24 protein-coding genes are annotated in these 23,605 nt (G+C 41.5%); 8 read left to right on the top strand and 16 right to left on the bottom strand.

Features of this window, described 5'->3' with window-relative positions:
• Positions 1–3: 3 nt before the first annotated feature.
• On the top strand, positions 4–813 hold the full coding sequence (locus ACN20O_RS15925; protein ID WP_491635013.1) for a hypothetical protein: 810 nt from the start codon (positions 4–6) through the stop codon (positions 811–813).
• Here ACN20O_RS15925 and ACN20O_RS15930 read toward each other — a convergent pair.
• Positions 806–1,735 carry a YeiH family protein gene (locus ACN20O_RS15930; protein WP_491635015.1) on the bottom strand — a complete coding sequence of 310 codons (930 nt, stop codon included), beginning with the start codon at positions 1,733–1,735 and terminating at the stop codon, positions 806–808. The genes ACN20O_RS15925 and ACN20O_RS15930 overlap by 8 nt on opposite strands.
• The gene (gene lysA / locus ACN20O_RS15935; RefSeq protein WP_491635017.1) at positions 1,735–2,958 is read right to left on the bottom strand and encodes a diaminopimelate decarboxylase; all 1,224 of its coding nucleotides are present in this window, start codon (positions 2,956–2,958) and stop codon (positions 1,735–1,737) included. The genes ACN20O_RS15930 and lysA overlap by 1 nt, the downstream gene beginning before the upstream one ends.
• Positions 2,959–2,983: 25 nt before the next feature.
• Here lysA and uvrB point away from each other — a divergent pair, with 25 nt between their 5' ends.
• From uvrB to ACN20O_RS15950, 3 genes are read left to right on the top strand one after another with little or no spacing between them, the layout of a single operon-like run.
• The gene (gene uvrB / locus ACN20O_RS15940; RefSeq protein WP_491635019.1) at positions 2,984–5,002 is read left to right on the top strand and encodes an excinuclease ABC subunit UvrB; all 2,019 of its coding nucleotides are present in this window, start codon (positions 2,984–2,986) and stop codon (positions 5,000–5,002) included.
• A gap of 41 nt (positions 5,003–5,043) precedes the next feature.
• Positions 5,044–5,397 carry a hypothetical protein gene (locus ACN20O_RS15945; protein ID WP_491635021.1) on the top strand — a complete coding sequence of 118 codons (354 nt, stop codon included), beginning with the start codon at positions 5,044–5,046 and terminating at the stop codon, positions 5,395–5,397.
• A gap of 32 nt (positions 5,398–5,429) precedes the next feature.
• Entirely contained in the window at positions 5,430–6,716 is a 1,287-nt protein-coding gene (locus tag ACN20O_RS15950) for a putative Na+/H+ antiporter (RefSeq protein ID WP_491635023.1), read from the top strand.
• Here the strand turns inward: ACN20O_RS15950 and ACN20O_RS15955 are convergent.
• Positions 6,704–7,237 (bottom strand): M48 family metalloprotease, encoded by a 534-nt coding sequence (locus ACN20O_RS15955; protein WP_491635025.1) that lies wholly within the window; start codon positions 7,235–7,237, stop codon positions 6,704–6,706. The genes ACN20O_RS15950 and ACN20O_RS15955 overlap by 13 nt on opposite strands.
• 131 nt (positions 7,238–7,368) lie before the next feature.
• On the opposite strand from ACN20O_RS15955, the gene ACN20O_RS15960 reads away from it, so the two are divergent.
• Both ACN20O_RS15960 and ACN20O_RS15965 read left to right on the top strand, forming a co-directional pair.
• The gene (locus ACN20O_RS15960) at positions 7,369–7,734 is read left to right on the top strand and encodes a hypothetical protein (RefSeq protein WP_491635027.1); all 366 of its coding nucleotides are present in this window, start codon (positions 7,369–7,371) and stop codon (positions 7,732–7,734) included.
• Positions 7,712–8,878 carry a metallophosphoesterase gene (locus tag ACN20O_RS15965; RefSeq protein WP_491635029.1) on the top strand — a complete coding sequence of 389 codons (1,167 nt, stop codon included), beginning with the start codon at positions 7,712–7,714 and terminating at the stop codon, positions 8,876–8,878. The genes ACN20O_RS15960 and ACN20O_RS15965 overlap by 23 nt, the downstream gene beginning before the upstream one ends.
• Positions 8,879–8,884: 6 nt before the next feature.
• On the opposite strand, the gene ACN20O_RS15970 is transcribed toward ACN20O_RS15965, so the two are convergent.
• Genes ACN20O_RS15970 through ACN20O_RS15990 form a run of 5 tightly spaced genes read right to left on the bottom strand, consistent with a single transcriptional unit; the run spans position 8,885 to position 14,150 of the window.
• Positions 8,885–9,394, bottom strand: coding sequence for a chemotaxis protein CheX (locus ACN20O_RS15970; RefSeq protein WP_491635031.1), 510 nt, complete (start codon positions 9,392–9,394; stop codon positions 8,885–8,887).
• Between the two features lie 13 nt (positions 9,395–9,407).
• A complete protein-coding gene (locus ACN20O_RS15975) occupies positions 9,408–9,911 on the bottom strand; it encodes an Hpt domain-containing protein (RefSeq protein WP_491635033.1) in 504 nt (167 codons plus the stop codon).
• Between the two features lie 16 nt (positions 9,912–9,927).
• On the bottom strand, positions 9,928–10,323 hold the full coding sequence (locus ACN20O_RS15980; protein ID WP_102243351.1) for a response regulator: 396 nt from the start codon (positions 10,321–10,323) through the stop codon (positions 9,928–9,930).
• Positions 10,324–10,349: 26 nt separating this feature from the next.
• Entirely contained in the window at positions 10,350–11,414 is a 1,065-nt protein-coding gene (locus ACN20O_RS15985) for an HD-GYP domain-containing protein (protein ID WP_491635036.1), read from the bottom strand.
• 3 nt (positions 11,415–11,417) lie between these two features.
• A complete protein-coding gene (locus tag ACN20O_RS15990) occupies positions 11,418–14,150 on the bottom strand; it encodes a hypothetical protein (RefSeq protein ID WP_491635039.1) in 2,733 nt (910 codons plus the stop codon).
• A gap of 289 nt (positions 14,151–14,439) precedes the next feature.
• Between ACN20O_RS15990 and ACN20O_RS15995 the strand changes: the two genes are divergently transcribed.
• Together ACN20O_RS15995 and ACN20O_RS16000 are read left to right on the top strand one after the other, a co-directional pair.
• Positions 14,440–15,273, top strand: coding sequence for a flagellin N-terminal helical domain-containing protein (locus tag ACN20O_RS15995; RefSeq protein ID WP_491635041.1), 834 nt, complete (start codon positions 14,440–14,442; stop codon positions 15,271–15,273).
• A 143-nt stretch (positions 15,274–15,416) separates the two neighbouring features.
• Complete coding sequence (locus tag ACN20O_RS16000; protein ID WP_491635043.1) at positions 15,417–15,980, top strand: hypothetical protein; 564 nt, start codon at positions 15,417–15,419, stop codon at positions 15,978–15,980.
• Here ACN20O_RS16000 and ACN20O_RS16005 read toward each other — a convergent pair.
• From ACN20O_RS16005 to ACN20O_RS16040, 8 genes are read right to left on the bottom strand one after another with little or no spacing between them, the layout of a single operon-like run.
• The gene (locus ACN20O_RS16005) at positions 15,977–16,993 is read right to left on the bottom strand and encodes an MBL fold metallo-hydrolase (RefSeq protein ID WP_491635045.1); all 1,017 of its coding nucleotides are present in this window, start codon (positions 16,991–16,993) and stop codon (positions 15,977–15,979) included. The two genes, ACN20O_RS16000 and ACN20O_RS16005, sit on opposite strands and share 4 nt — an antisense overlap.
• On the bottom strand, positions 16,990–17,604 hold the full coding sequence (locus ACN20O_RS16010) for a glutathione S-transferase family protein (protein WP_491635047.1): 615 nt from the start codon (positions 17,602–17,604) through the stop codon (positions 16,990–16,992). The genes ACN20O_RS16005 and ACN20O_RS16010 overlap by 4 nt, the downstream gene beginning before the upstream one ends.
• A 7-nt stretch (positions 17,605–17,611) precedes the next feature.
• Entirely contained in the window at positions 17,612–18,142 is a 531-nt protein-coding gene (locus ACN20O_RS16015) for a hypothetical protein (protein ID WP_491635049.1), read from the bottom strand.
• Complete coding sequence (locus tag ACN20O_RS16020; protein ID WP_491635051.1) at positions 18,129–19,616, bottom strand: aldehyde dehydrogenase family protein; 1,488 nt, start codon at positions 19,614–19,616, stop codon at positions 18,129–18,131. The genes ACN20O_RS16015 and ACN20O_RS16020 overlap by 14 nt, the downstream gene beginning before the upstream one ends.
• Before the next feature lie 20 nt (positions 19,617–19,636).
• Positions 19,637–20,890 (bottom strand): hypothetical protein, encoded by a 1,254-nt coding sequence (locus tag ACN20O_RS16025; protein ID WP_491635053.1) that lies wholly within the window; start codon positions 20,888–20,890, stop codon positions 19,637–19,639.
• Between the two features lie 7 nt (positions 20,891–20,897).
• Positions 20,898–22,094, bottom strand: a complete 1,197-nt coding sequence (locus tag ACN20O_RS16030; protein ID WP_491635055.1) for a thiolase family protein — start codon at positions 22,092–22,094, stop codon at positions 20,898–20,900.
• Positions 22,091–22,747, bottom strand: coding sequence for a 3-hydroxyacyl-CoA dehydrogenase family protein (locus tag ACN20O_RS16035; protein WP_491635057.1), 657 nt, complete (start codon positions 22,745–22,747; stop codon positions 22,091–22,093). Before ACN20O_RS16035 ends, ACN20O_RS16030 begins: the two co-directional genes overlap by 4 nt.
• On the bottom strand, positions 22,740–23,603 hold the full coding sequence (locus ACN20O_RS16040) for a 3-hydroxyacyl-CoA dehydrogenase NAD-binding domain-containing protein (protein WP_491635060.1): 864 nt from the start codon (positions 23,601–23,603) through the stop codon (positions 22,740–22,742). Before ACN20O_RS16040 ends, ACN20O_RS16035 begins: the two co-directional genes overlap by 8 nt.
• Positions 23,604–23,605: the final 2 nt, after the last annotated feature.

A 23,605-nucleotide genomic window follows, 5' to 3' on the forward strand; every position in this document is an offset into this window, starting at 1 on the left:
TTTATGAAATACTTATTACTTCTTTTAGTTTCTTTTAATGTTTTTGCAGCAGCACCAGAGCCGGCCTCGGATTTTTTAAGTCTATGTAAAACGACTTTGCAAAATAATCCAAATAGTCTTCCACTTTGTGAGACGATTCATCAGAAGTTTTTTCTCGCTAATAAAACTCAGGACATCACTCCGATTACTCCTTCCCAAGTCGGTGCTCCAACAGCACCTATTGACGATAAAATCCAGTTTTTTATGTTCAATGACCCAAACTACCTCTCAGGGATTGCGTACTGTTATTTCGTCTATAGAAACTGGATTAGCCCAGCAGAAATTGGGCCGGATTCATTAGCGATGAGTGCTTCAGGATTTTCAATTTTAAATGAAGATGTGAAAGCGTACCAAAAATGGCTGAACACTCAAACGGCCGGAAAAAACTGTAAAGCGCGTGTAGAAAAAGAAGCGGAAGTGACAGTTGCAGATTTAGAGCTTTCTTTAAAAGGCAGAGTCGCACTGATTGGTTTAAACCCATATGCTTCGATTCACACGCCGGATGCAACTGCTGATAGTGTTATTAAAGATATGGCGCTCACAATTAATCATGAGCGCATTCACGCTTACCAGGTTGCTTGCCCAGAGTTTGAAAAGTGGTCGATTAAAGAGTGGGAGAAACTTCCAAGCGCGACAAAAAATGTCTATATTAAAAAATACCCAAGTTATACGTGGAGTATTCCGAAAATCGCAGGGCGTGAGTATATTGGCTTCTTGTATGAAGGGATGCCGGAAAAAATCACAGAGCACGTAAAGAACTGTAAAATTAAATAATCCAGTTAAGTTTCAAGGCCATGACTGTTGTTGTGGCCACGACTACCCAAAGAATAAAACCTAAAAGAAGCGGCTTAACTCCTACGCGTTTAATAGATTCCAGGTTTAAATTAATCCCAATGAAAAACAGTGTCAGGACCAAGAGTTGTTTGGCAATTCGAGAAACCACATGACCTGCTTCTGAGAGGGCCGGGACCCAAGTCACTAAGGCCGCGACTAAAATAAATCCAAAAATAAACCATGGCATTTTGATTTTACTTTTTGATTTCATAAAAAAAGCAAAGAGTAGACTGATGGGGATGATCCAAAGAGCGCGGGCCAGCTTAACCGTCGTTGCTAATTCCAGTGCCTCAGCTCCATATTGCATGGAAGCTCCCACTACTGAGCTTGTGTCGTGAATCGCCAGGGCACTCCAGATTCCAAATTGGTGCTGAGTTAATCCCAGGTAGTGACCGATCGGTGGAAAGATAAAAAGAGCGCAAGCATTTAAGATAAAAACCACACCTAATGAAACAGACATGTCTTCGTGTTCTGCTTTAATAATCGGCCCTGTCGCGGCAATAGCACTTCCTCCGCAGATCGCTGTTCCCACAGTGATAAGTGTCGAAAGAATGTTTGGTGTTTTGAGTAGCCTTGAAAGGCCGTAACCAACTATCGCAGTGAGAGTAATCCCGGTAATGGTGTAACCCACACCTTGAGCGCCGACAACGCCGACGACTTTAAGGTTCATTCCCGCTCCAAGGCCCACAACGGAGTATTGAAGCAGTGTAGAAGTATGTTTTTTAGTGAACTCAGGAAATGGATTTCCCAGAGTGCTGGCCAGGATAATCCCGGCCAATAGGGCAAGAGCGCTTGATGAATAAGGGCTCAAGGCAAAAAGAACAAGGGCAAAAAAAACAAAACGTGCGAGATTTGTTTTCATTACACAAAGTACTCTGTCGCGATTTCTCTTTCGTTATAACTTGAGGCCATCGTCTGTCCGTAAGCTCCGGCGTTATCGATAACGACCAGGTCGCCAGCAGAAAGGGCAGGAAGTTTTCTTTTACTTCCAAAGCAGTCTGATGTTTCACAAATTGGTCCCACGATATCTGTCTTAATTAATTTCTTAGATGCTTGTGCAGGAAGCACTTCGTGGTAGGCTTCATAAAGAGCAGGGCGGATCAAATCGTTCATTCCCGCATCGATAATCGTGAAGTGGTTTGAGTCTGAGACTTTTGTACGCACAACGCGAGAGACGAGAACACCCATTTTCCCAACGATGATTCTGCCTGGTTCGAACACAACACGTGGGCAGTGATCAGTTTTTGAGTAGTAGTATTTTTCCAGGGCGTCAGCCACTGTTTTCATATAAGTGTCGATTGAGGTAAGCTTCGTTTTTTCTTCGGCCGTGTAATCGATTCCAAGGCCACCGCCTAAGTCTAAGAACTCAAGGGCCACATCAATACTTAGGGCAAGCTTTGAAATCTCTTCAATCGCTTTAACTGTCGCTTTCATTTCTGTTAGCTGGCTGCCGATATGGATACTAAGTCCCACAAGAGTTGTATTCGTCCAGAACTCTCTTGCTTCCAGGGCCTCAACGATGTCGGCCTTTAATAGACCGAACTTGTGAGTCTTATTTCCAGTAGAAATATGCTTATGTGTTTTAGCACTCACTTGCGGGTTAAGCCTGAAAGCTACGCGGGCAATGCGCTTTTCTTTTTTAGCGATCTCATTGATGAGCTGTAACTCTTCAATGGATTCAACGTTAAAAGAGTAGATTCCTTTTTTCCCGCATTTTAGTGCAAATCGGATTTCCTCAGCAGTTTTAGCGACTCCAGAGAAAACGATTTTTTGTGGATCAATTCCAGCTTTAAGCGCTTTTTTAAGTTCTCCAACTGAAACGACATCTGCACCGCTTCCCATTTTCTTTAACTGGGCCAGGACTTCTTTATTTGAATTGGCCTTTAATGCGTAACATACCAATGGAGAAGGTAGGTTATTCTTAACGGCAGCTTTACTAAAGTGCTCGTAATAATGGCGCAGAGTTTTTTTACTGTATAAATAAAAAGGTGTGCGCTTTTTAGCTGCGATAGCGTCTAAGCGTTTTCCATCAAAATAAAGGTTATTATTTTTGTACTCTAGTGGACTTGGTAGTATATTTTTCATAAGAGTATTATAGAAGAAAACATCAATGAAGAAAGAAAATAATAAAGAAAAAAGTTCAGTTTTTAAGCTTGTCACTCCCTGGCCGGCAGGTGGAGATCAACCTAAAGCGATTAAGGAATTGGTTGAAGGTTTTGAAGCGGGAAAAACCAAACAAACGCTTTTAGGGGTAACGGGTTCCGGTAAGACTTTTACTATGGCCAACGTTATTGAGGCCTTAGGAAAAAAGACGCTGGTTTTAGCTCACAATAAAACTCTGGCGGCGCAGTTATACGCAGAATTCAAAGAATTCTTTCCTCACAACGCCGTTGAATATTTCGTTTCTTATTATGATTATTATCAACCGGAAGCTTATGTTGCCGGGACAGACACCTATATTGAAAAAGACTCTGCCGTTAACGATGAAATTGAAAAGCTTCGTCACTCGGCCACGAGAAGTTTAATTGAAAGGCAAGACGTTATCGTCGTGGCCTCGGTTTCGTGCATTTATGGTATCGGTTCTAAAGAAGAGTATTCGGCAATGAAGGCCCAGGTTTCTGTCGGAGAAGTTTTAGACCGCGATGACTTTTTAAAAACTCTGGTTTCTATCCAGTATGAAAGAAACGATATTGATTTCTCGCGCGGATGTTTCCGCGTCCGTGGTGATGTGGTGGAAGTTTTTCCGGCCCACGAAGAAAGTAACGTGGTTCGTGTAGAATTTTTCGGTGATGAAGTTGAAACCATTGCGATGGTCGATCCACTTCGTGGAAAAGTAATTGAATCACTTAAAGGGGTCACTATCTTTCCTAAATCTCACTATGTTGTTAGTGAGGCCAAGATGAAGGAAGCTCTGACCCATATCAAAGAAGAGCTTCGCGAGCGTATTCAGGAATTCATTGCTCAGGAAAAATTATTAGAGCGACAAAGAATTGAACAGAGAACTCTTTATGACATCGAGATGATGGAGGAGTTAGGGTTTTGTTCGGGGATTGAAAACTACTCGCGCCACTTAACTGGGGCTAAAGCAGGGGACCCTCCTCCAACATTAATTGATTATTTCGATAAAGATTTTTTAATGATTATTGATGAGTCTCATATTTCCGTTTCACAGGTTGGTGGGATGTATAGAGGGGATCGCGCTAGAAAGGAAAACCTGGTGAACTACGGTTTTCGTTTGCCATCTGCGCTTGATAACCGTCCTTTAAAATTTAATGAATTTGAAAGCAGGCAAGACCTGGTGCTTTATGTATCGGCAACTCCGGCCGATTATGAGTTGGAAAAAACCAACGGAGAGTATGTCGAGCAGATCATTAGACCGACAGGTTTATTAGATCCAATTATTGAAGTGAGAAGTGCAGAGACCCAGGTTGATGACCTTCTCCAGGAAGTGCGTGCAACGATTGCTAAAGGCAACCGTGTTCTGATTACAACTCTGACGAAAAAACTCGCAGAAGAGTTAACGAAATTTTATACATCAAGTGGAATCAAGGTTCGTTACCTGCACTCTGATATCGATACACTTGAGCGCATGGAAATTATCCGCGATTTACGTTTAGGTGAATTTGATGTTCTGGTCGGGATCAACCTTTTAAGAGAGGGTCTGGATATTCCGGAAGTTTCTCTTGTTGGGATTCTCGATGCAGATAAAGAAGGATTTTTAAGATCGGAGCGCTCACTGATTCAAACGATTGGTCGTGCGGCCAGAAATTCGGAAGGAAGAGTTATTCTTTACGCCTACAAGACTACAAAAAGTATGAATGTGGCGATCACTGAAACACAAAGAAGAAGACAGATTCAGGAAGAGTTCAATTTAAAGAATGGCATTATTCCTAAGACCATTAAAAAAAGTGTCAGTGGAGGTGTGATTGAAACTCTACGCGGGACAAAAGGATCGAAGGGGCCAAAGAAAAAGCAGACGGTGGAGCTTCTTACTCCTGAGTCGATTGATAAGCGAATTGAGGAGCTTAAAAAGCTTATGAAAGAAGCTTCTCGCGACCTTCGTTTTGAGGATGCAGCTAAGATCCGCGATGAGATCAAATCTATCACTGATTTGAGGATTTTAGTCTAGTTTTTCTCCCAAAAAAGGCCTTTTTGTGCTATCATTCTCAGGTGACAGTAAATCGTAATTCTTACTTTTTTTCTGCCCTCCTGGGAATCTTTTTAGCCCTATTTATTCTTCAGGCGCCTCAACTTCAGGCAGAACTTTTACCAGAATCACCGGTAATGAAACGCTCTCAAGAGAGTGTGGTGCCTTTTATATTCGGACAACACCACTCTTCAGAGTCTAAAAAGCGCGTCGTTCTCGACAGCGCGCTGCTTTTTCCAACTGATTTTTCTTATTCACTTATTTTCGGGCCAGTTGTGCGCCTGGAAATTCCTCTGATCGTTCACTATAAAAAATGCTTCACTAAAAGAATCAAAGCTCGTTCCCCTCCGAAAGTAATTAATACATTTTTTGTTTAAAACTGATAATGTTTAATTAGTGAGGATGTCCTATGGAAATGACCGCTATTGGTATAATTGCCACGATATGTTTTGCCTGTGCCCTGATTCAGTCCCTGCGTGCAGGGAAAATTTTAGCACTTTCTGATTATTATAAAACTTCGCGACCTTCATGGTCGCGCTTTTTACACTTTGCGGGAGAGCCTGAAATTGTTTTCGGGATTTGGGCCGCGATCTTTTTATTTGCCTTGATGGTGATGGATGGCTTTTCGGCCGGACTTCATTGGATGGATGAACTTAATTTCTCTGAAGTCGCTTTTGTTTTTGTTATTATGATTTTGGCCTCATCAAAACCTGTGACGGATTTTGCGGAGATGATTATTAGCGGGATCTCACGGGCCCTTCCGCTGCCAGCGGGGATGAGAATTTTTGCAACGATTTTATTTATCGGGCCACTTTTAGGTTCACTCATTACTGAGCCGGCAGCAATGACAATTGCAGCCCTCTTATTGAAGCGCTCAGTGTTTAAGCCTCTTTCGGGAAGAATCACTGGAAGATTATTCTACTCAACTCTTGCCGTTCTCTTTGTAAATATTTCAATTGGTGGAACACTTACTCATTTCGCTGCACCTCCCGTACTAATGGTGGCGCGCGTGTGGAATTGGGATACACCTTACATGTTTATGAACTTCGGATGGAAAGCTGTTGTGGCCGCGGCGATTAATACGGCGATTGTCACATTGATGAATAAAGAAATCCTGACATCAATTAAAAAAGTCTCAGGTGTCGCACACGCTCCAGCTAAAAGATCTCCGGCATGGATGATGATCGTGCACTTAGTTTTTATCACTCTATGTGTGATGTCAGTTCACCATCCGGCCTTTGTCTTAGGGCTTTTTATTTTTTTCCTGGGCTTTTACGGAATCACTAAAGAAGAGCAGTCTGAAGTTCGCATTGAAGAAAGTATGCTCGTAGGTTTTTTCCTCGGGGGATTAGTTATCCTTACAGCAAAACAAGGCTGGTGGTTAAAGCCCATTTTAAGTTCTATTGAAAATCTGCAGCTCTTTTTGGGAACGATGGCCCTGGCACCAGTTACTGACAACGCTGCCATCACATCACTGGCCTCTCAGGTGGCCAATTTAAGTGATTCATCTAAGTACTTAGTCGTTGCTGCTGCTGTTGCCGGTGGGGGATTGACGATTATTGCAAATGCTCCTAACCCTGCAGGATTTGCGCTTCTTCGTGCTTATTGCCCTGGAAAAAGCTTTAAACCGCTTGGACTTTTTAAAGCGGCCTTGATTCCAACATTTGTTGCGGGATTAGTTTTTTATCTACTTTGATTTTTTTGCGTAATAAGCTTAGAAGTCAGTTTGGAAATTCTCACTCGGCAGTCAACACTGCTTGCATGGTCGAGGAGGATTTCCTGCAGTTCTTCGCCAAAACCTAATTGAAAGGCAAAGTCATCGGCTTCAATTTGCGCCTGAAGAGTTTCCACTTTATTTTCTGTGTGTTGATAATAAATATGTCCTAATTCGTGAGCGAGAATCGCCACTCCATGCATGGAGCTTGCAGATCTTAAAATCTGCATCAGCTCTGGAAAAACCAAGATCAGGTGATGGTTTTGCGTTCTACCGATAGCACAGCTTAAGTGGGCCTGGCAGGGGATAAAGTAAGTCGGGTGTTTTTCAAAAAAGGCCAGGTGCTTGTCAGAAAGGGCATTCACTAAAATGGCCATGCCTCTTCTGATCATGCGGTCTTCCGCAATCCAACGGTGATTACCGTCTGTTAAAAGGGCCTTAAAAAAGCTCTCTCTTCTGGTTTTTAGGTCTACTGGTTTTGATTTTTTGAAGAAGTCCAACATAGAGGACTTATCGGATAGTTTTCGGTTCTTGTTAAAAAAAGAAAACAAGGTGGAGCAGTATGCTCTGGTAATCTTTTTCCCTCACTGGAGAAGTGCTAGAGATTTGCTAAAATATTGATATGAGGTTTTTCATGTTAAAAGGTATCCTGGCCTTATTTTTATGTCTCCAGTTTCACAGTGCCCTGGCGATTGAGTCGCTGGATGGTTTTTTAGTGAGTGCTTATGATGATCGTTTCAGAGTGATCTCTCCGGAGAAATTTAAAAACTCTATGGAAGTGATTATTGAAAACAAAACACTGGTTCGTTTGATTGGAAAACTCACAATTAATAAGCAAACCAATGCCAGTATTGTTTCGATTGATCCGGAAAAATTCCAAAGAGCAGTGGTGAAATTAAAAAAAGGGGACATTCTGCATTTTGTTCCTCTTTCTCCTGCATTTCAAGAAGTAGAATTAATTGTTGGAAATAAAACGTATGAAATTCCTCCAAAAAAATAATATTAAAAAAACTATTCTAGTCATTTCGGATCTACACTTAGGTGCAGGGCTGATAGTAAACAAAAGAAAAAACTTTCTTGAAGATTTTCATTACGATAAAGAGTTGATTGAGTTTATCGAATACCATGGAAGTATGCACTATCAGGAGCGCGAAGTTGAATTGATTATCAACGGCGATTTTCTTGATCTTCTCGCAGTTCCTTTTGTCCCTTATTTTGATGACGAGTTTTGGAGTGAGCAAGCGGCCCTGGATAAATTAAAGATGATCATTAGCGCCCACCCAGGTGTCTTTGATGCTTTAAGAAATTTCCTGACCTTTCCCAATAACCGTTTGGTTTACATTTTGGGGAATCATGATGCTGAACTCATTTTTGAGTCGCTAAGAGAATACTTAGTAGATCAGTTTCCAAAAGAAGACCAAAGCAAATTTAAAATCCTACTCAATGCAGATGAAGTCTATATTCCTGAAGAAGGAGTGGTTTTAAAACACGGGCACGAGTATGAACTGGCCCATCATTACGATGTTAAAAATAACATCGTCGCTGATGTGGAGGGAAAAAAGTATTTTATCCCACCTTGGGGTTCATACTACGTAACGAGAGTGATTAATAAATTTAAAGAGGGCAGAGACTATATCAATGCCGTCCGCCCGATTAATAAGTTTATGATCAATGGGATTATTTACGACTCGCTCTACACTCTGCGCTTTGGCTTCGCCAATATTTTCTATTTTCTCATGGTAAGATTCGTCATGATCTTCAAGCAGAACAAAGGGATTTTTGAAGTCCTGGAGCATGTTAAAAAAGAGATCATCCTGTTTCAAAACTATGAGGTCTTAACCGAAGATTACGTGACAACCAACCCGGACGTTCATGCCCTGATTGTAGGACACACCCACGATCCGATTTTCAGGGAATACGATGACGGTTCTGTTTTTATCAATACTGGAACATGGACTAAAATGTACAACCTGGATTTCGGAAAGAACTTTTACGGAGCAAGGCTAACGTTTGCCAGAGTCGATGTGAAAGAAAAAGAAGAGGCGGAAGAAGGAAAGGTTATTGAGCGCTTTGATCACCTGGATATCAGCCTCAATGAATGGAGAGGTAAAAGTGACCTTCCATTCAAAGAGTTCCGATTTTAATGTGAATTAAGATTCCGTAGCGTAACAAAGTTCCATGTAAAGAGGACCGAGGTTTGAATCAAAAGGAATCAAGACTACTGTCGTTCCTGAGGGGTACTTAATCGTATGACCCTTACCTTCGATCATTGAAGGAATGGCCATATTTGAAGTGTAGCCCAGAGTTTTAAGGTCTCTCTTAGCGTTCCCCATTATCATATTAACAATCTCTCCGCCCAGGTCATGAATGTCAGGGTGGTAGGAAGTATAAGTTTCGCCCAACATAGCACTTCCGACCTTAAAGTAGGTCTCGTATGGGAAAGAGATAACCAGCATCGCTTTATAAGGAGTGGTTTTTCCGCCTTTTTCCAGGTCACCAGATAAACCAATCACCGCAGTGACATCTCCACGCGATTCATTGTCTGATTTTATAGTGGGTTTCTTGGCCTCAAGAGTACAGTGAACCATTGTTGAGAAGATATTTTTACAAGCATCAACAAATGGGCGAGAGAAGTCAATAAAGTTAGAATCGCCTGTCATATAGAGTCTCCAATTATAGTCCTAAACTTTTCATTAAATCATCGATAGAAGCTTGAGAAAGATTGCTTTTCTTATCAATGGCCACGGATGATCTCTCGATGTCCTTAAACTTGGCCGACAGCCAGGTTAAGCGAGTGACAAAGGCTTTAGTGTTAAGATTGGCCATAGAGCTGTCGTTGCCGACTTTTAAGGCCGTAATCATCTTTCTTAGAAGGTGAAGAGTGTCGAATAAAATGGCCACGACCACTTCAATCAGCGGGATATCGTTAATCTGTGAAGATTTATAACCGATCGTTTTTCCCAGCTCGCAAAAAGTTGCAATCTCTGAGGCTCCGATAGACTTCGCAGCTCCCATGATTCTATCGATAATTTGTCCGAACTGCTCGAGTTGTGCCGTTTTTGAAGGGTTTTCCTCCAAGATTTCCAGCGACTGCTCAAGTTGATCGAAGAGATCTTCGGCCTCTTTGCAAAAATCGATAATGATTTCCTTCATTGAAGGATCGTTTAACATTGACATATATTACTTCTTTTTTTTATTTAAAAATTTTATCAATTTTTTCTTTTAGAACCTGAGCAGAGAAAGGCTTAACAATGAAGTTACTTACCCCGGCCTTGACCGCAATAACAACGTTTCCTTGTTCTGCTTCCGCTGTAATCATCAGGAATGGAAGTTTTTCTAGACCTGGAGTCGCTCTTACTTTTTTAAGTAGGTCCAGCCCAGACATCTGAGGCATGTTCCAGTCAGAAACGATGAATTCGTAAGGAGCTCCTTCTTTAATGGCATTTTCCATCATCGGCCACGCTGTTGCACCGTCGTCTGCTTCAGTAATATTGGTGAAACCAATCTGCCCAAGCATGTTCTTGATAATCTTTCTCATTGTTGACATGTCGTCGACAACTAGAATTTTAATGTCCGCTTTTAAAGCCATTTTCGATACTCCTCAAAATAAAAAACTTAAGCAGCTTTTTTTAACTCAGTATGATCTTCTTTTGTTTCAATTTTATCGGTATTAATTAGTGTAATTATAGACTGAAAAACCTTTTCTCCAAAATCAAATTCTAATCCTTGCATATAGGATTTTGATTTCATCGCAATGAGAATGGCCTTCATTGATTGTTTTCCACCAGTAATTTTCCCGCTTGAGTACTCAAACAAATGCGACACTGCACCCACGATCTGCGAGAGCATTTCAATTTGTTCGCCATACTTCATTGAAGGATATCCGCCGCCGGCCGCTCTTTCGTGGTGATCGAGAATAATTTTTTTACATCTCTCACTTAAATCGATCTGGCTTTTCTTAATAAGATGGTGGCCTAAAATAGTATGCTTTTGAAAAAGTGTTCTTTCTTTTTCTGGTAGAGATAAGTACGGAGTTCTGGCAATCGTCAGAGGCGTTTGGGTTAGTCCGATATGGGCGAAGTAAGCTCCGCAGATGATATCAGCTAAGGCGTCCTGATCAACAATGTTGCAGTTTTTTGCCAGGAGGTAAGAGACAGCAACGATACGGTTAGTGAAGTTGTCTTTTTCCAGGTGTGCCTTGGCCAAATGAACAGCGAGAGACACAGTAGGTGACATGGTCACACTGAAAGTGAGAATTTCCATGCGGGCATTTTCGATAATCGCTTCGAAGTTATCTGTCTGACAGGCCATTTCAAACTCAGTCTGCAGTGAAAAAGCTCCGCGCTTTTCTTCATACATCTCTTTGAGTTTGATATTCATTAAGCGCTCTTTTTCCAATGGATGGAGCTCTCTTTCTTTTAAAGAAGGAATTTCAGACGCATTGGTTTCCTGAGCGGTTAAAAAAGTTTTTCTTTGATTTTTTAGAATCGCCAGTTTTCCACCGCGCTCTAAAATGTAGTCCAGGAAATCATTGTGCTCTTTTGTCATCGGGCGATTTCCATTTAAGAACATCGAGAATTTTTTATGAGCAGGATTAAAGATATAAAGCTGAAAAGGAAAAGTTTTCTTATCCTTTAAATGCTCTTTATCAATAATAAAAAAATCGTATTCGGTTTTCATTTTTTATCCTGCCTTTTTCTTTCCGAATAATCCTGAGAAGAAACTCAGCACATTTTTCTTTTCTTCTGTCTTAGGCGCTTCTTCTTTCACCGGATCTACTGCGCGCACAGGTTGGACCTGGTAGCGCTGGATCGTATCTAAGAAGAGAGTACGGGCCATTTCTAAAACAACTAAAGCAGCATTTGCCTTTTTAGGGTCAATTCCCTCTGGGAAAAAGACCACGGCCAGTCCCATGCGGTCGAGCCCGTCAAAATAAGGGAAGGCCAGTTCCACATATTTTGTCTTCAGCTCATTTTCGGCCCAGGTTGGAAGCTCTACGTCCTCCCAGACTTCATTGTTCTGAATGATCTCCGGGCATCTCCAGGTATTCATCGATTTTTCCTGGAAGTGCTCAAAGAGGGCCGTGTCTTTTTTCTTCTCAAGCCACCATTCTTTTTTATCCGCAGGCATCTTATCGCCAGATACTTCTAAAAACGAGTTATAAGATTCACTAAATTTTTTGTCTGAAAGTTTATAAGTATAGAAAACTGGATAGGCATGATAGTTTTCCAGAAGCTCCATTGCCAGCATCGCAAAAATCTGTTTAGCTTTTGTGTCTTTTTGATAAATGCTATTAATGATAGAGATAGAGAAGTCCAAGCTTTTTGGGTCGATTTCAACAACTTTAAAAGAGCCTTCATCATCATCGTTTTTAAGTTTATTTTCACCATTTGATCTGATAGCACCGCTATCAGTAACATTTTCTCCCATCGCGATCATATCGAACTCTTCTTTAAGCTTCCTATAATCGATGGTCATTTCACCCAGGTCGTTGCTTTCTTTTGCCTGAGTTGCATTGTCTCCTTTTTTCCCTTTGCCAGGGATAAGGTCTAAAGTGGTGTTTTTGTCTGTCAGGTTATCCCAGTTTTGGTCTTTTTTCTTACTGGCTTCGCCACTTCTATAGAAGGTGTCGATTTTTTCTACCTGACCAGTGTGGGTCTGGTTTTTTGATTTTTCCAGGTCGAGATTCGTATTTTCTCTGGCCTGGCCTTTTTTCTCTTCTTCACGTTTAGCTTCCGCTTCACGGCGCTCACGAATACTTTCTAGCTTTTCAATAGGAGAGAGGCGAGAGCGCTCTTTTTCTTCTTCTAATGGAAGATCACTCTTTTCTCTTTCTTTCCTTTCTAAGACAGGTGCAAGCTTGGCGGCCTTTTGAACCATTTCCAGTTCTTCTTCAACTTCCTTAGCTTTGGCGGCTTCTTTTTCTTTTTTATTTTTCTCAAGATCAAGAGATGTATGCTCTTCTCTTTCTTGCTCTTCTTTTTCTTTCTCAGGTTTCTTTTTGGCAAAAAGATCCAGCGAATCTTCTTCTTCGGTAGGAGCTAGGTCATCGCCGCTTGATTTTCCTTCCATGAGCGTGCGGATTTTATCCACAGTGCTGGCATCTCCAATCATGTTGCCGTCGATTTTATCAACTTCGCCTTCATGTGGATCGTGCTCATCAGCTTCTTCGTCATTTTTACGATTATCTCTTTTGACGTCAGCGGCCTCAAGTTCCAGTTGGGTCTGAGGATCTCTTTCGCCTTTTTCAGAGTTGTCGTAAATCTGCTCCTGAGTCGCAGTGATTTCCGGTTCCTCTTCTTCTTCAATTTGAGAGATTTTCCCTTTCAGGTAACCGCCCAGGTCTTCTACCGCATTATCTTCGCGTTCTTTTTCTTTGGCCTCAGGCTCGATATTTATTCTCTTGTCGCGGTTGAAGAGAGGAATGGTTTCTTCTTCAGTATTTTGGCGTTGATCTTTTTTCTTTTTGCTCTCAACCAGGTCGAGGTCAACCAGTTCAACTTTATCTTTTTTGATTTCCTCTTCTTCTGGTTGATCGAAGCGTTTTTGCTTCATTGAGCCTTCGTCAATAACGTCAGCGTATGAGCTTTTGCGTCTCTTTTCTTCTTCCTCTTCTGGAAGAGCTGCAGAAGTTTTTTTCCTTTCTTCCTCTTCTTCTACGGGAAGAGTATCTGACTTTTTTTGTTTTCCGCGGTAGTACATGTCAATGCTGGTCTGTTCAGACTCAGCGGCCATGTTTCCTTCTTCCTCTGCGCTTTCTGCAGTGATGTCTTTTTTGCGGTTTGATTTCCAGTGAGTGTCTAAGTTTTCTTCCTGGGGTTTGATTTTTCCTTTCAGGGGATTGCTGTAGTCAAACGCATCGTCGTCTTGAACATCGGTCTTTTTCTTTTTCCCCATGTCCATGTCGATAACATTTTCTTCAACCTCAGTTTTTTCTCTGACCTCTTTCTCCTGAAGCTCTTCCTGCGCCTTTGCAGCTACGTCCAGCGACTTAACCAGCTTGTCGCCTTCATCTTGAGGCTTAGTTGTTTTAATCGAGCGCAGAAGCAGTTTTACTTTGTACAGGAATGTCTTTGGGGGAGAGCTCTCCAGAATACTTTCCGTCAGACCAATCTTCGCGAGTTTTACCATGGTCTTCGTCGGAATTTCTTTAGGTGTAAAGAGAATCGTCTTACAGTGGTTTTTTGCCAGAGTGAAGCGGTTATCTTGAAGGAAAGTTGCACATTTTTTAGCGTTGGAAGCAAGAATCAAACACTGACCAGTTGTCGCAATAAATTGCGAAAGCTCTTTGAGATCGTCAATGAGTGTGATCTCGATATTTTCGTCAGTAGAAATACCCTCAAGAACCTCGTTAAGTTTCTTTAAGGCTTCTGACATTGGAGGAATAATTACAAGCTGCTTTTTATTGGCTTCCATACCTGAACTTTTCGTCTTTTTGCTATAAAGAGATAAGTAAATTCTGGCCTAATTTTGCATAATAAGTAGGGATTATACCTGACTAAAACCCACCAGTGGAAAAAATAAAAAATTTCAAAAAAAGATTAAAGCTTCCGGAAGGCTAGCCGAAATGTTCATCAATCAAAGGCTGAGTCATGGTGACGACGCTTGAATACCACATTCAGTTGAACAGTATGTTCGTTGAAGTACAGGCCGCAAAGGCACTTCAAGACCAAGGAGGGACGACCGAAACTACAGGGAGGATCTCATGGGTTTACGTATTAACACGAACGTTACTTCGCTTGCTGCTCAAAGAACATTGTCAGCAAACAACACTGAACAAGCTAACACGCTTGGGAAGTTGTCGTCAGGTTCAAGAATTGTTAAGTCTGCAGACGATGCTGCAGGTCTAGCGATCTCTGAAAAATTAAAAGCACAAATTAGAGGTGTCAACCAAGCGGAAAGAAACGCTAACGATGGTATCTCAATGATTCAAACTGCAGAAGGTGGTCTGAATGAAACTTCGAACATCCTTGTTCGTCTTCGCGAACTAGCTGTTCAATCAGCTTCTGATACAGTAGGTGATACAGAAAGAAAATATACAGATCTTGAATATCAAAACCTAAAGCAAGAGATGGAAAGAATCTCTCAGGTTACTGAGTTCAACGGTAAGAAACTTCTTAACGGATCTGGAGATAAGTTTGATTTCCAAGTTGGTATCAACAACGATGATTTCCAAGATAGAATCAAGTACGATGCAGCTAAACAAAACGCTGGTCTAGACGCTCTTGGAGTTTCTGAACTAACTGTTGGATCTAAAGAATCTGCTCAGTCATCTCTTGCTAAAATCGATATGGCGATCCAAAACGTATCGGGACAAAGAGCTGAACTTGGTGCGATTCAGAACCGTCTGACATCAACAATTAATAACCTTCAGACATCTTCTGAAAACCTATCTGCTGCTAACTCTCGTATCAGAGATACAGATTTCGCTGCAGAATCAGCTAAGAACACTAAGATGAACATCTTAACTTCAGCTGGTACTTCGGTTCTTTCTCAAGCGAACTCTCAAGGTCAAGCTGCACTAAAACTTTTAGGTTGATCCCAAGCTGGATTCCTAAGAATCATAAAGAGGCTCGCCAGTATGGCGGGCCTTTTTTTTTGTATTTCAACCTATAAAAATTACAATTTCCCCCTGTGACCCCATAAATTTACTATAATTCGCTCATCTTCAAAGGGTGAATTATGAAAACAAACATGATCCTGGCATTAATGGTTAGCTCTCTTATTTTCTCTTGCGGGAAAAAGGAGACAATTTCTGAACCTTCTTCAATGGGAATTGTTGATTCTCTTTCAACTAAGAAGGCCTTTGAAACAGTAAGACCAATCAATGAAGAGACATGTATTGATGAAGTTATGCAAAAAGACCTGGGCGAAAAAGAAGTTGTCAAAAAAGTCCTGGCCGATTCTGATATTAATTTTTGTAATGGCCTTCGCGTAAGAGTGAAGATTTTCAAAACATCTGGTGATGATATTCGCATTTATGGATTTGCTCAAAGTTCAACTGGCAAACTTAGCTGTTTAAAAAATGCCAGAGACGTTAAGAATCTCCCTTTTTTAGGATACCAGGGAACATTAACAGGAAATGGAATCAAGATTTCTCTTGGCGGGCACCAGTACACATCAGAAAGCAAACTTATTTCAAGTGATCATTTAAAAGCAAAATACGTCAAGTTTGACGTGGCCTCATACTCTGGCGAGATGGGATTCTTTGAAAATGATAACCTTAAATGCTGGGCCATCCACTAGAATTCTAGTTTCTGCCCAGGATTTAGAGTCTTAAAGTTATTGAGCTTGTGTTTGTCCAGCGCCATTTCCAGGTCTTTTTTGGGAGTGTCAATCGCTTCGTCTGTAAGTTGAAACGTACCAAAATGCATTCCAATGGAAAATTTTGACTGAAGGTCAAGATGGGCGAGGACCGCATCTTCCGGATTCATATGCATATCTTTCATAAACCATCTCGGTTCATAAGCGCCAATCGGCAGTAGAGAGACATCCGGAGCGCCCAGTTTTTTGTTGATTTCAAGAAAGTGAGGGCCATAGCCGGTGTCGCCGGCAAAGTAGATTTTCTCTTTTGTCCCCTGGATATAATAACTTCCCCACAGGGCCTTCATCCGGTCAAAAGGAGTTCTGCTCGACCAGTGTTGAGCTGGAGTAAGAGTGACTTTTACATCCTGGCCAATCTGTTTCGTTTCCCACCAGTCAAACTCTTCAACGTTTCTGGCACCAAAAGATTTCACTTTTTCTTTGTTGGCCAGAGGAACTAAAAAAAGAGGAGCGAATTTTTCATCCAGGTCGTGGATTGTTTTTGCATCCATGTGATCGTAGTGATTATGAGAGATTAAAACAACATTGATTTTTGGAAGTTTTTCAAAATCAATTCCCGGGGCATGCACGCCTTTAGGTCCTAAAAAACTAAAAGGTGAAGTGCGGCTGCTCCAAACCGGGTCAGTCAGAATATTGAGTCCATCAAGCTGAATTAAAAATGAAGCATGAGTGACAAAAGTCACAATCATTTTTTCTGTCGATTTATCAGCAGGGATTGCCTTGGGGAATTCGGTTTCAAGTTTGGCCGGCCAGCTTTCGGTTTTAAAGCTTAGCTTCCACTTAAGAAGATCCAGAAAACCACGTGGAGTAATCGGGGTTTCATTTCTAAATGTATTGCCGTCATAGTGATCAGTGATTTTATATTTTTCACTGGAACTGCAAGAGACGGCCGAATATAAACAAAGGGCGAGAACGAGAGTGTATCTTAATTTCATTCGAATACTTTTACCTTAATGGCCGCTGGACGGGCCTTCATACGTTCCATGTAGCGCTCAAGAGGAGGATTTCCTTTTACCAGGTAATCATGAGCTCCCGGGATAACGGCAGCAAGCATGATATCGGCAGCAGAGAATCCACTTTCTAAAATATAATCTTGTTTTTCTAAGATTGGGTTTAAGACCAGTCTAAAAAAATCAGACTGCTCTTTGACATATTTATAAGTTACTGCCGATTCTTCAGGAGTGTTCACGTGTGTAAACATGCGGGCAACAACAGCTTCTAGTGACCCTACAGAAAAAACCATCCATTTAGTGTATTCAGCACGAAGTTTTACATCGTCCATTTTTGGAGCGAGTATTCCGTAGCTGTAACGGTCAGCTAAATAAAGACAAATTGCCGCTGATTCGTGAAGAACGATGTCGCCATCAACAATTGTTGGCACGCGTCCCATTGGGTTTAGTTTACGGTATTCAGGCGTATTCATTTCGCCTTCTTTTTTCTTTAGGAAGTGATTCGTGTAAGGAACATTCATTTCTTCCAGAAGCCATCTCACTCTGTCGCTTCTATCTTGGAAGGCCATAGCATAGAGATCAATTGGTTTTGTCATTTTTAACTCACTTACAAATATTCAGAACGTTTTTCCCATCCTGATTAAAGTTTACACTCACCATCCCACCTGGAAAGCTTTGTCCTTCAAGTTGTGGATAGATAAAATCCTTTTTAAATGTCAGCGTAAAACCGCGGTTGATGTTGGCCGGGTTAGTAAAGGCAATGTCGCCTAAAAGAGGGACATGAATAGCTTCATCGGCCGTATAAAGGCCTTTTAGCCATTGATCCAGAAGAGGTTTAAAACTACAAAGCTCTTCACCTGAACTCGATGTCTGGCAGGCAATAAGCGCCTGAGTGGTCGAACGAAGAGAAAGAGTGCTGTCTTGATTAAAGAAGAGAATCACTCTCAAATAGATGTCATATGTATTGTCGTATTTTTCATTGAGTGGAATTTTGTAAAACTTCATCGCCGTGTACATTAGGTTCTGAGTCTCACAGCTTCCCAGCTCTTTTGCTTCAATCGTGCTTTTTAAGTCGGAGGCCATGGCCCCCGACATTAAAAAAAGTGTAGTAATGAGGATTTTAAAAAATTGCATCTAACCAAACCTTCTTTTCACGCTCGTTACAGTCAGACTCCCACACATGGCGGACTTCCAGATAACTCATGATTCCTTCCGGCCCCATTTCTCTGCCGATTCCAGATTCTTTGAATCCGCCAAATGGCATACCTGGGTTTAGAAGGTGGTACTCGTTGATCCACACAGTTCCTGCTTCAAGCTGGCTTGCAAGCTTGTGAGCTTTGTCTGCGTCTTTTGACCAAACGGCACCTGCTAGACCGTACTTAGAGTTGTTAGCCAGGGCCACAGCTTCTTCTTCCGTTTTAAATTTTGTAATCCCAACAACTGGTCCAAAAATTTCTTCCTGGAAGATAGTGTGTTTTGGAGTGATTTCAAAAGCAGTTGGCTCGATAAAGAATCCTTTAGCGAATTCGCCGTCTGTTTTGCGGTTACCACCAGCAAGCAGTTTTCCATCTTCTGATTTTGTTTTTTCAATGAAGCCTAAAATCGTCTTCATTTGTTTTTCACTCACAACCGGCCCATAACCAGCGTTGGGATCAGTTGTTGGTGCAACCTTTACGTCTTTAATACGCGCCAGGAATTTCTCCATGAATTCAGGATAAATTCCTTCTTGAACAAGAAGTCTTGTTCCCGAGTCACAAGCTTGTCCAGAGTGGTATAGGAAAGCGTAGAGAGCGCCATCGACAGCGATCGAGAGATCAGCATCATTTAAAACGATGTTTGCTGATTTTCCACCGAGCTCCATAGTGGCATTTAGAACACCACCAGCAGTATTTTTTAGAATTTCTTTTCCAACTTGAGTTGAACCTGTGAAGGCCACTTTTTTAACCAGTGGGTGAGAGATTAGAGCGCGACCAACGTCAGCTCCACCTGTAACGATATTAACAACACCAGCAGGAACTCCTGCATCTCTGATGATTTCAGCTAAGATCGCCGCACTTGCCGGAGTTTCTTCTGCAGATTTTAGAACTGTTGTACATCCCGTTGCGAGGATTGGTCCAATTTTCCATCCTGCCATGACTAGCGGAAAGTTCCATGGAATGATCTGCGCGCACACACCGATTGGAGCGAATTCGCGAGAGTTAATTGAAAATCCTGCGCGAGAAGCAGCTTCGTCTTTTACTGAAAGCTTTAGCTCTCTGGCCACTTTACTCATGACTTTAAAGAAGGCCGAAGTGTTATGAACGTCAGCTTTTGCTTTTCTTAGTGTTGAGCCTGAGTCTCTCACTTCTACATCGACGATTTCTTTTGCTCTTTCTTTGATCTTTTCAGAGATCTTTAAAAGTAAATCAGCGCGCTCGTCCTGTGACATGTTTTTCCATGCAGGGTTATAGAAAGCATTGTTGGCCGCTTGAACAGCTTCTTCAATGTCTTTTATTGATGGCACGTGGTATTTTGCAACTTCTGCTCCGTTAGAAGGATCAAAAGATGTTTTGATGATCTTGTCAGATGAATCTTTAAATTGTCCGTTGATAAATAGTTTAATTTCCATAACTGTTTTCCTTGTGCAGGTTATTTATAAGCTTTTTGTAGTTGTTCAATATGACTTGCATTTAAGTGTCCATTGCGAGAGCACATTAAATTGTCGACATCAATTTCGTAGTAAACCATGGCCTTTTCATTAACATCGTAGAATTCAAGATAGCAGTCTTGATATCCTAAAACGTGACCGTACTCGTGACGGATTGTCCATTTTTGGTCTTTGCTCTCAATTGGATATTCCGCTTCCATTGTAATTAAGTTTCCACCAATTCCATTTACATTGGCAGTTACTCCTTCTTTAAACTGAATTCGTGGAATATCTTCTGTCGATTTTTTGTAGTTAATAACCAGGTTAAAGCTTTCACCTTTCCACTCATCTTCAACATTTTCTTTTAACCACATTTGAACATCTGTTCTCTCAGGAGTTTGAAAAGGAGCGATTAGTTGAGTTTTATTAGCGTTCCAATACATTTCTGGACGAGTGGCCCTGATCTTAAAGTTCAGGTCGTACATACTTTGACCATATTTGCTGAACCTGTTGTAAAATTCAAAAAGAGTGTTTCTCTTTGTATACTTTTGCAGTTCAGTTTTACAATCTGCTGGATTGAAATCACCGTTGCGGCAAAGTCCGAGTAACCAACCAGTAAATTTCGCTTGATCTTCAACTATCATATTTGGGTATGACTTAAGTGTCTCTTCCAGGTTCGGGGTCTTTTGTAGGAATAAGAAACCTCTGATGTCATAGATGGCCTTATTCATATACCACGACAACCACTGGCGAGCCCCGGCCCATCTGATCGTTGATTGATAAATGCGATCAAGGACGCGAAGAGATTTTACAAATTCAGCATCATCAACCGGCGGGTTAACGGGAAGTTCTCTTGAGCTTGTCACCACATCAGTAATAAGTGGGCTTGTCGACTTTAAGAAGTCTTCATAGCGCTTCATCATGATGTCAGTGCTGCTTTTTTGTGGCTCTGTTATAGGAATCCCACCAGTTTTTGACGGGCTTGAAAGATCAAGCTTTGTCTCTGGCGTTCTTGCAGTGTTAACTTTTGTGATCCACTGACTTGCTCTTTTTCCAACGGCAAGAAGCATTTCAAGTTTTCTGTCTTCTTCGCTTGCCGCTGCATCTTTTTCTTCTGCGATTTTATTTTGGATCATGCGCTCGATTTTTAGCGCGTGAATGTTATTAAAACGTCCACCTTCTGGTCCAATATGCGGAGGAGCGATTTCGGCAAAGGCGCTCCCTGTGATAAAAAGAGAAAGGAGTAATGCTTTCATAAATGTCCTAACAGTTTTTAAAGCTTACTGCGATCCCTTGGCCGACACCAATACACATCGAGGCAAGGCCTTCTTTAATATTTTTATTTTTCTTCATCTGGTGAGCAAGAGTGGTCACAATTCTTGTTCCTGAACTTCCCAGAGCATGACCGATAGCGATCGCCCCACCGTTAATGTTAACTTTACTTGGATCAAGCTCCAGACCTTTGATACAACCAAGGGCCTGAGCGGCGAAAGCTTCGTTAAGTTCGATAGCATCGAAGTCAGTAATTTTTTTGTTGTATCTAGTAAGTAGAGTTTTAACTGCTTCAATTGGACCAAGTCCCATTGTATTTGGATGAACTCCACGAGTGGCCGCACCTGTTACTTCCATCATTGGAGTCAGGTTGTGTTTTTTCATGAAGTCTTCACTGACTAGTAGAAGTCCTGAAGCCCCGTCATTCATCGGGCTTGAGTTTCCAGCAGTCACTGATCCTTCTTTTCTAAACACTGGTTTTAGTTTTGCCAGAGCTTCCATTGTCGTGTCACTACGCACACATTCATCTTTGCTGAAAACGAATGATTCTTTTTTCATTTCCACAGTGTAAGGAATGATCTCGTCGTTAAAATCTCCACGCTCCCATGCCGCAGCCGCTTTTTTGTGAGAGTTGACCGCAAACTGATCTTGCTCTTCGCGGGAAATCTTGTAAAGGTTAGCGACTTCTTCTGCAGTTTCTCCCATTGTAAAAAGTGGAAACATCTTTTCCATTTTAGGGTTTTGAAATCTCCACCCTAAAGTCGTATCAAACATTTTTTGGTCGCGCCCAAAAGCATCTCCTGCTTTTGAAAGAACGTAAGGAGCACGAGTCATGCTCTCAGCTCCACCGATGATTAAACAATCAGCGATGCCGGCCTGGATGCGCGCGTATCCGTCAATGAGAGCATCAAGTGATGACCCACAAAGACGGTTAACGGTCGTTCCCGGTACAGCTAGGGGAAGACCTGAAAGAATCACTGCCATGCGGGCCACGTTTCTGTTGTCTTCTCCGGACTGGTTAGCACAACCAACGATGACGTCGTCGATTAGGGCCGGGTCGAAGTTAATTGTATTTTTGATATCAGTAAAAACGTGAGCAAGTAGATCATCCACTCTTGCTGTTGAGAGTTTACCGTTTAGTTTTCCAATCGCTGTTCTTTTGGCGTGAACAATAAATGTTCTTTTCATAGATAATTTCCTTTAATTTTTAATTCGCGTGAAACGCGGTAGCGTGAATCCTCAGTGATCTCATGAAGTTCATTTAAAAGGTCCACGACGTATTTAAGTCCGATTTTATCTCCCCATTCAATGGGGCCGAGAGGGTAGTTCACACCAAACTTCATGGCCAGATCGATATCTTTTGGTGAGGCCAGGTTTTCTTCAAGAGCAAAATAGGCTTCGTTAATGATCATCGAAATAGCACGAGGGTAGTGAAAGCCCACTTTTAAGTTTTGGTGATTAACTCCACCTTTTCCAATCACTGTTAGAAAATCATCAATATGTTTTTGAGCAGCTGGAGTCTTAGCGAAAGTTTCAACTTTTTCAGTTGGCGAGAAAAAAAGAAGAGAAACAGCACCAGAGATTTTTGGGCAGTTATTTAAAACCATCTCCGGCCACGTTAAGCTTAAATCAGAAATGACTTCAGCTTTTGTCGTGCGCACCAGCTCTTTTAAGAAAAGAACTTTGTTTTTCGTGCGAAGAGGAGAGAGGTCAATCACCAGCTCATAAGTCTCATAGCTGCTTAAAGCATCTTCAACTGATCTGGTTGCAAAATTCTTACTAATCGTGGCGTAAAGCGGATGATTGTTTTCAATCACCACCAGGGTGTTTTCTTTATTCATAAATATAAAACCCTTTTTTCGTTTTTCTACCAAAACGCTTTCCATCCACCATTTCTTTTTGCAGGCGGTGAGGTTTAAAACGTGGTTCATCAAAAAACGCACGGTAAACAGATTCGGTTACACTCAAGTTGACGTCGATTCCGATTAAGTCCATTAGTTCAAATGGTCCCATCTTAAATCCACCAACTTCTCTCATTACAGTGTCGACTTCTTTGATTTTTTCAAAATCGTAGTGACCGACAGCTCTTAGAGATTCGCCGTAAAAGTTGCGGGCCACGCGGTTAACGATAAACCCAGGGGCATCACCACAAAGACAAGCGACTTTTCCATTGCTGTTAAACCAATTCAGAATGTCTTGTGAAAGAGAGCGGTCTGTTTCCAGTCCGTTGATCACTTCTACCAGTTTCATGATTGTTGCCGGATTAAAGAAGTGAAGCCCTAAAAACTTTTTTTGCCTCTCATTACTTAGGTCCTTGGCCATTTCTGTAATTGGAAATGAGGACGTATTGGAAGCAAGGACGGTGTTTTTATCCATGAGATCATCGAGCTTTTTAAAAAGATCCTTTTTGATCTCTTTATCTTCGATGATGGCCTCTATCACCAGGTCCGCTTTAGGATTGATCTCTTCAAGTTTTTTAACTGAAAGTTTTTTCTTTAAGTCAGACACAAGGCCAGCTTCAAGCTTTCCTTTGGCGACTAAAGAGTCCAGGCTTTCATGAATTCGGCCCATACTTTTTTGAGCGAATTCGTAATTTGCATCCACCATTTCAACAGTGGTGTTTTGTTGCAGGAACCACTGGGCAATTCCTTGCCCCATAGTTCCTGTTCCAATAACGATAACGTTTTTAATATCCATTT

The sequence above is a fragment of the Bacteriovorax sp. As-1 genome, assembly GCF_058446905.1.

Excerpts from the sequence above, each read along its gene's own strand:
- ACN20O_RS15970 (WP_491635031.1), bottom strand. The coding sequence starts at position 9,394 with ATGACAGGCGATTCTAACTTTATTGACTTCTCTCGCCCATTTGTTGAT.
- ACN20O_RS15980 (WP_102243351.1), bottom strand. The coding sequence starts at position 10,323 with ATGGCTTTAAAAGCGGACATTAAAATTCTAGTTGTCGACGACATGTCA.
- ACN20O_RS15990 (WP_491635039.1), bottom strand. The coding sequence starts at position 14,150 with ATGGAAGCCAATAAAAAGCAGCTTGTAATTATTCCTCCAATGTCAGAA.
- ACN20O_RS16040 (WP_491635060.1), bottom strand. The coding sequence starts at position 23,603 with ATGGATATTAAAAACGTTATCGTTATTGGAACAGGAACTATGGGGCAA.
- uvrB (WP_491635019.1), top strand. The coding sequence starts at position 2,984 with ATGAAGAAAGAAAATAATAAAGAAAAAAGTTCAGTTTTTAAGCTTGTC.
- ACN20O_RS16010 (WP_491635047.1), bottom strand. The coding sequence starts at position 17,604 with ATGACAAAACCAATTGATCTCTATGCTATGGCCTTCCAAGATAGAAGC.
- ACN20O_RS16020 (WP_491635051.1), bottom strand. The coding sequence starts at position 19,616 with ATGGAAATTAAACTATTTATCAACGGACAATTTAAAGATTCATCTGAC.
- ACN20O_RS15925 (WP_491635013.1), top strand. The coding sequence starts at position 4 with ATGAAATACTTATTACTTCTTTTAGTTTCTTTTAATGTTTTTGCAGCA.
- ACN20O_RS16035 (WP_491635057.1), bottom strand. The coding sequence starts at position 22,747 with ATGAATAAAGAAAACACCCTGGTGGTGATTGAAAACAATCATCCGCTT.
- lysA (WP_491635017.1), bottom strand. The coding sequence starts at position 2,958 with ATGAAAAATATACTACCAAGTCCACTAGAGTACAAAAATAATAACCTT.
- ACN20O_RS16025 (WP_491635053.1), bottom strand. The coding sequence starts at position 20,890 with ATGAAAGCATTACTCCTTTCTCTTTTTATCACAGGGAGCGCCTTTGCC.
- ACN20O_RS15955 (WP_491635025.1), bottom strand. The coding sequence starts at position 7,237 with ATGTTGGACTTCTTCAAAAAATCAAAACCAGTAGACCTAAAAACCAGA.
- ACN20O_RS16005 (WP_491635045.1), bottom strand. The coding sequence starts at position 16,993 with ATGAAATTAAGATACACTCTCGTTCTCGCCCTTTGTTTATATTCGGCC.
- ACN20O_RS16000 (WP_491635043.1), top strand. The coding sequence starts at position 15,417 with ATGAAAACAAACATGATCCTGGCATTAATGGTTAGCTCTCTTATTTTC.
- ACN20O_RS15950 (WP_491635023.1), top strand. The coding sequence starts at position 5,430 with ATGGAAATGACCGCTATTGGTATAATTGCCACGATATGTTTTGCCTGT.
- ACN20O_RS15930 (WP_491635015.1), bottom strand. The coding sequence starts at position 1,735 with ATGAAAACAAATCTCGCACGTTTTGTTTTTTTTGCCCTTGTTCTTTTT.
- ACN20O_RS15965 (WP_491635029.1), top strand. The coding sequence starts at position 7,712 with ATGAAATTCCTCCAAAAAAATAATATTAAAAAAACTATTCTAGTCATT.
- ACN20O_RS16030 (WP_491635055.1), bottom strand. The coding sequence starts at position 22,094 with ATGAAAAGAACATTTATTGTTCACGCCAAAAGAACAGCGATTGGAAAA.
- ACN20O_RS15960 (WP_491635027.1), top strand. The coding sequence starts at position 7,369 with ATGTTAAAAGGTATCCTGGCCTTATTTTTATGTCTCCAGTTTCACAGT.
- ACN20O_RS15995 (WP_491635041.1), top strand. The coding sequence starts at position 14,440 with ATGGGTTTACGTATTAACACGAACGTTACTTCGCTTGCTGCTCAAAGA.
- ACN20O_RS16015 (WP_491635049.1), bottom strand. The coding sequence starts at position 18,142 with ATGCAATTTTTTAAAATCCTCATTACTACACTTTTTTTAATGTCGGGG.
- ACN20O_RS15975 (WP_491635033.1), bottom strand. The coding sequence starts at position 9,911 with ATGTCAATGTTAAACGATCCTTCAATGAAGGAAATCATTATCGATTTT.
- ACN20O_RS15985 (WP_491635036.1), bottom strand. The coding sequence starts at position 11,414 with ATGAAAACCGAATACGATTTTTTTATTATTGATAAAGAGCATTTAAAG.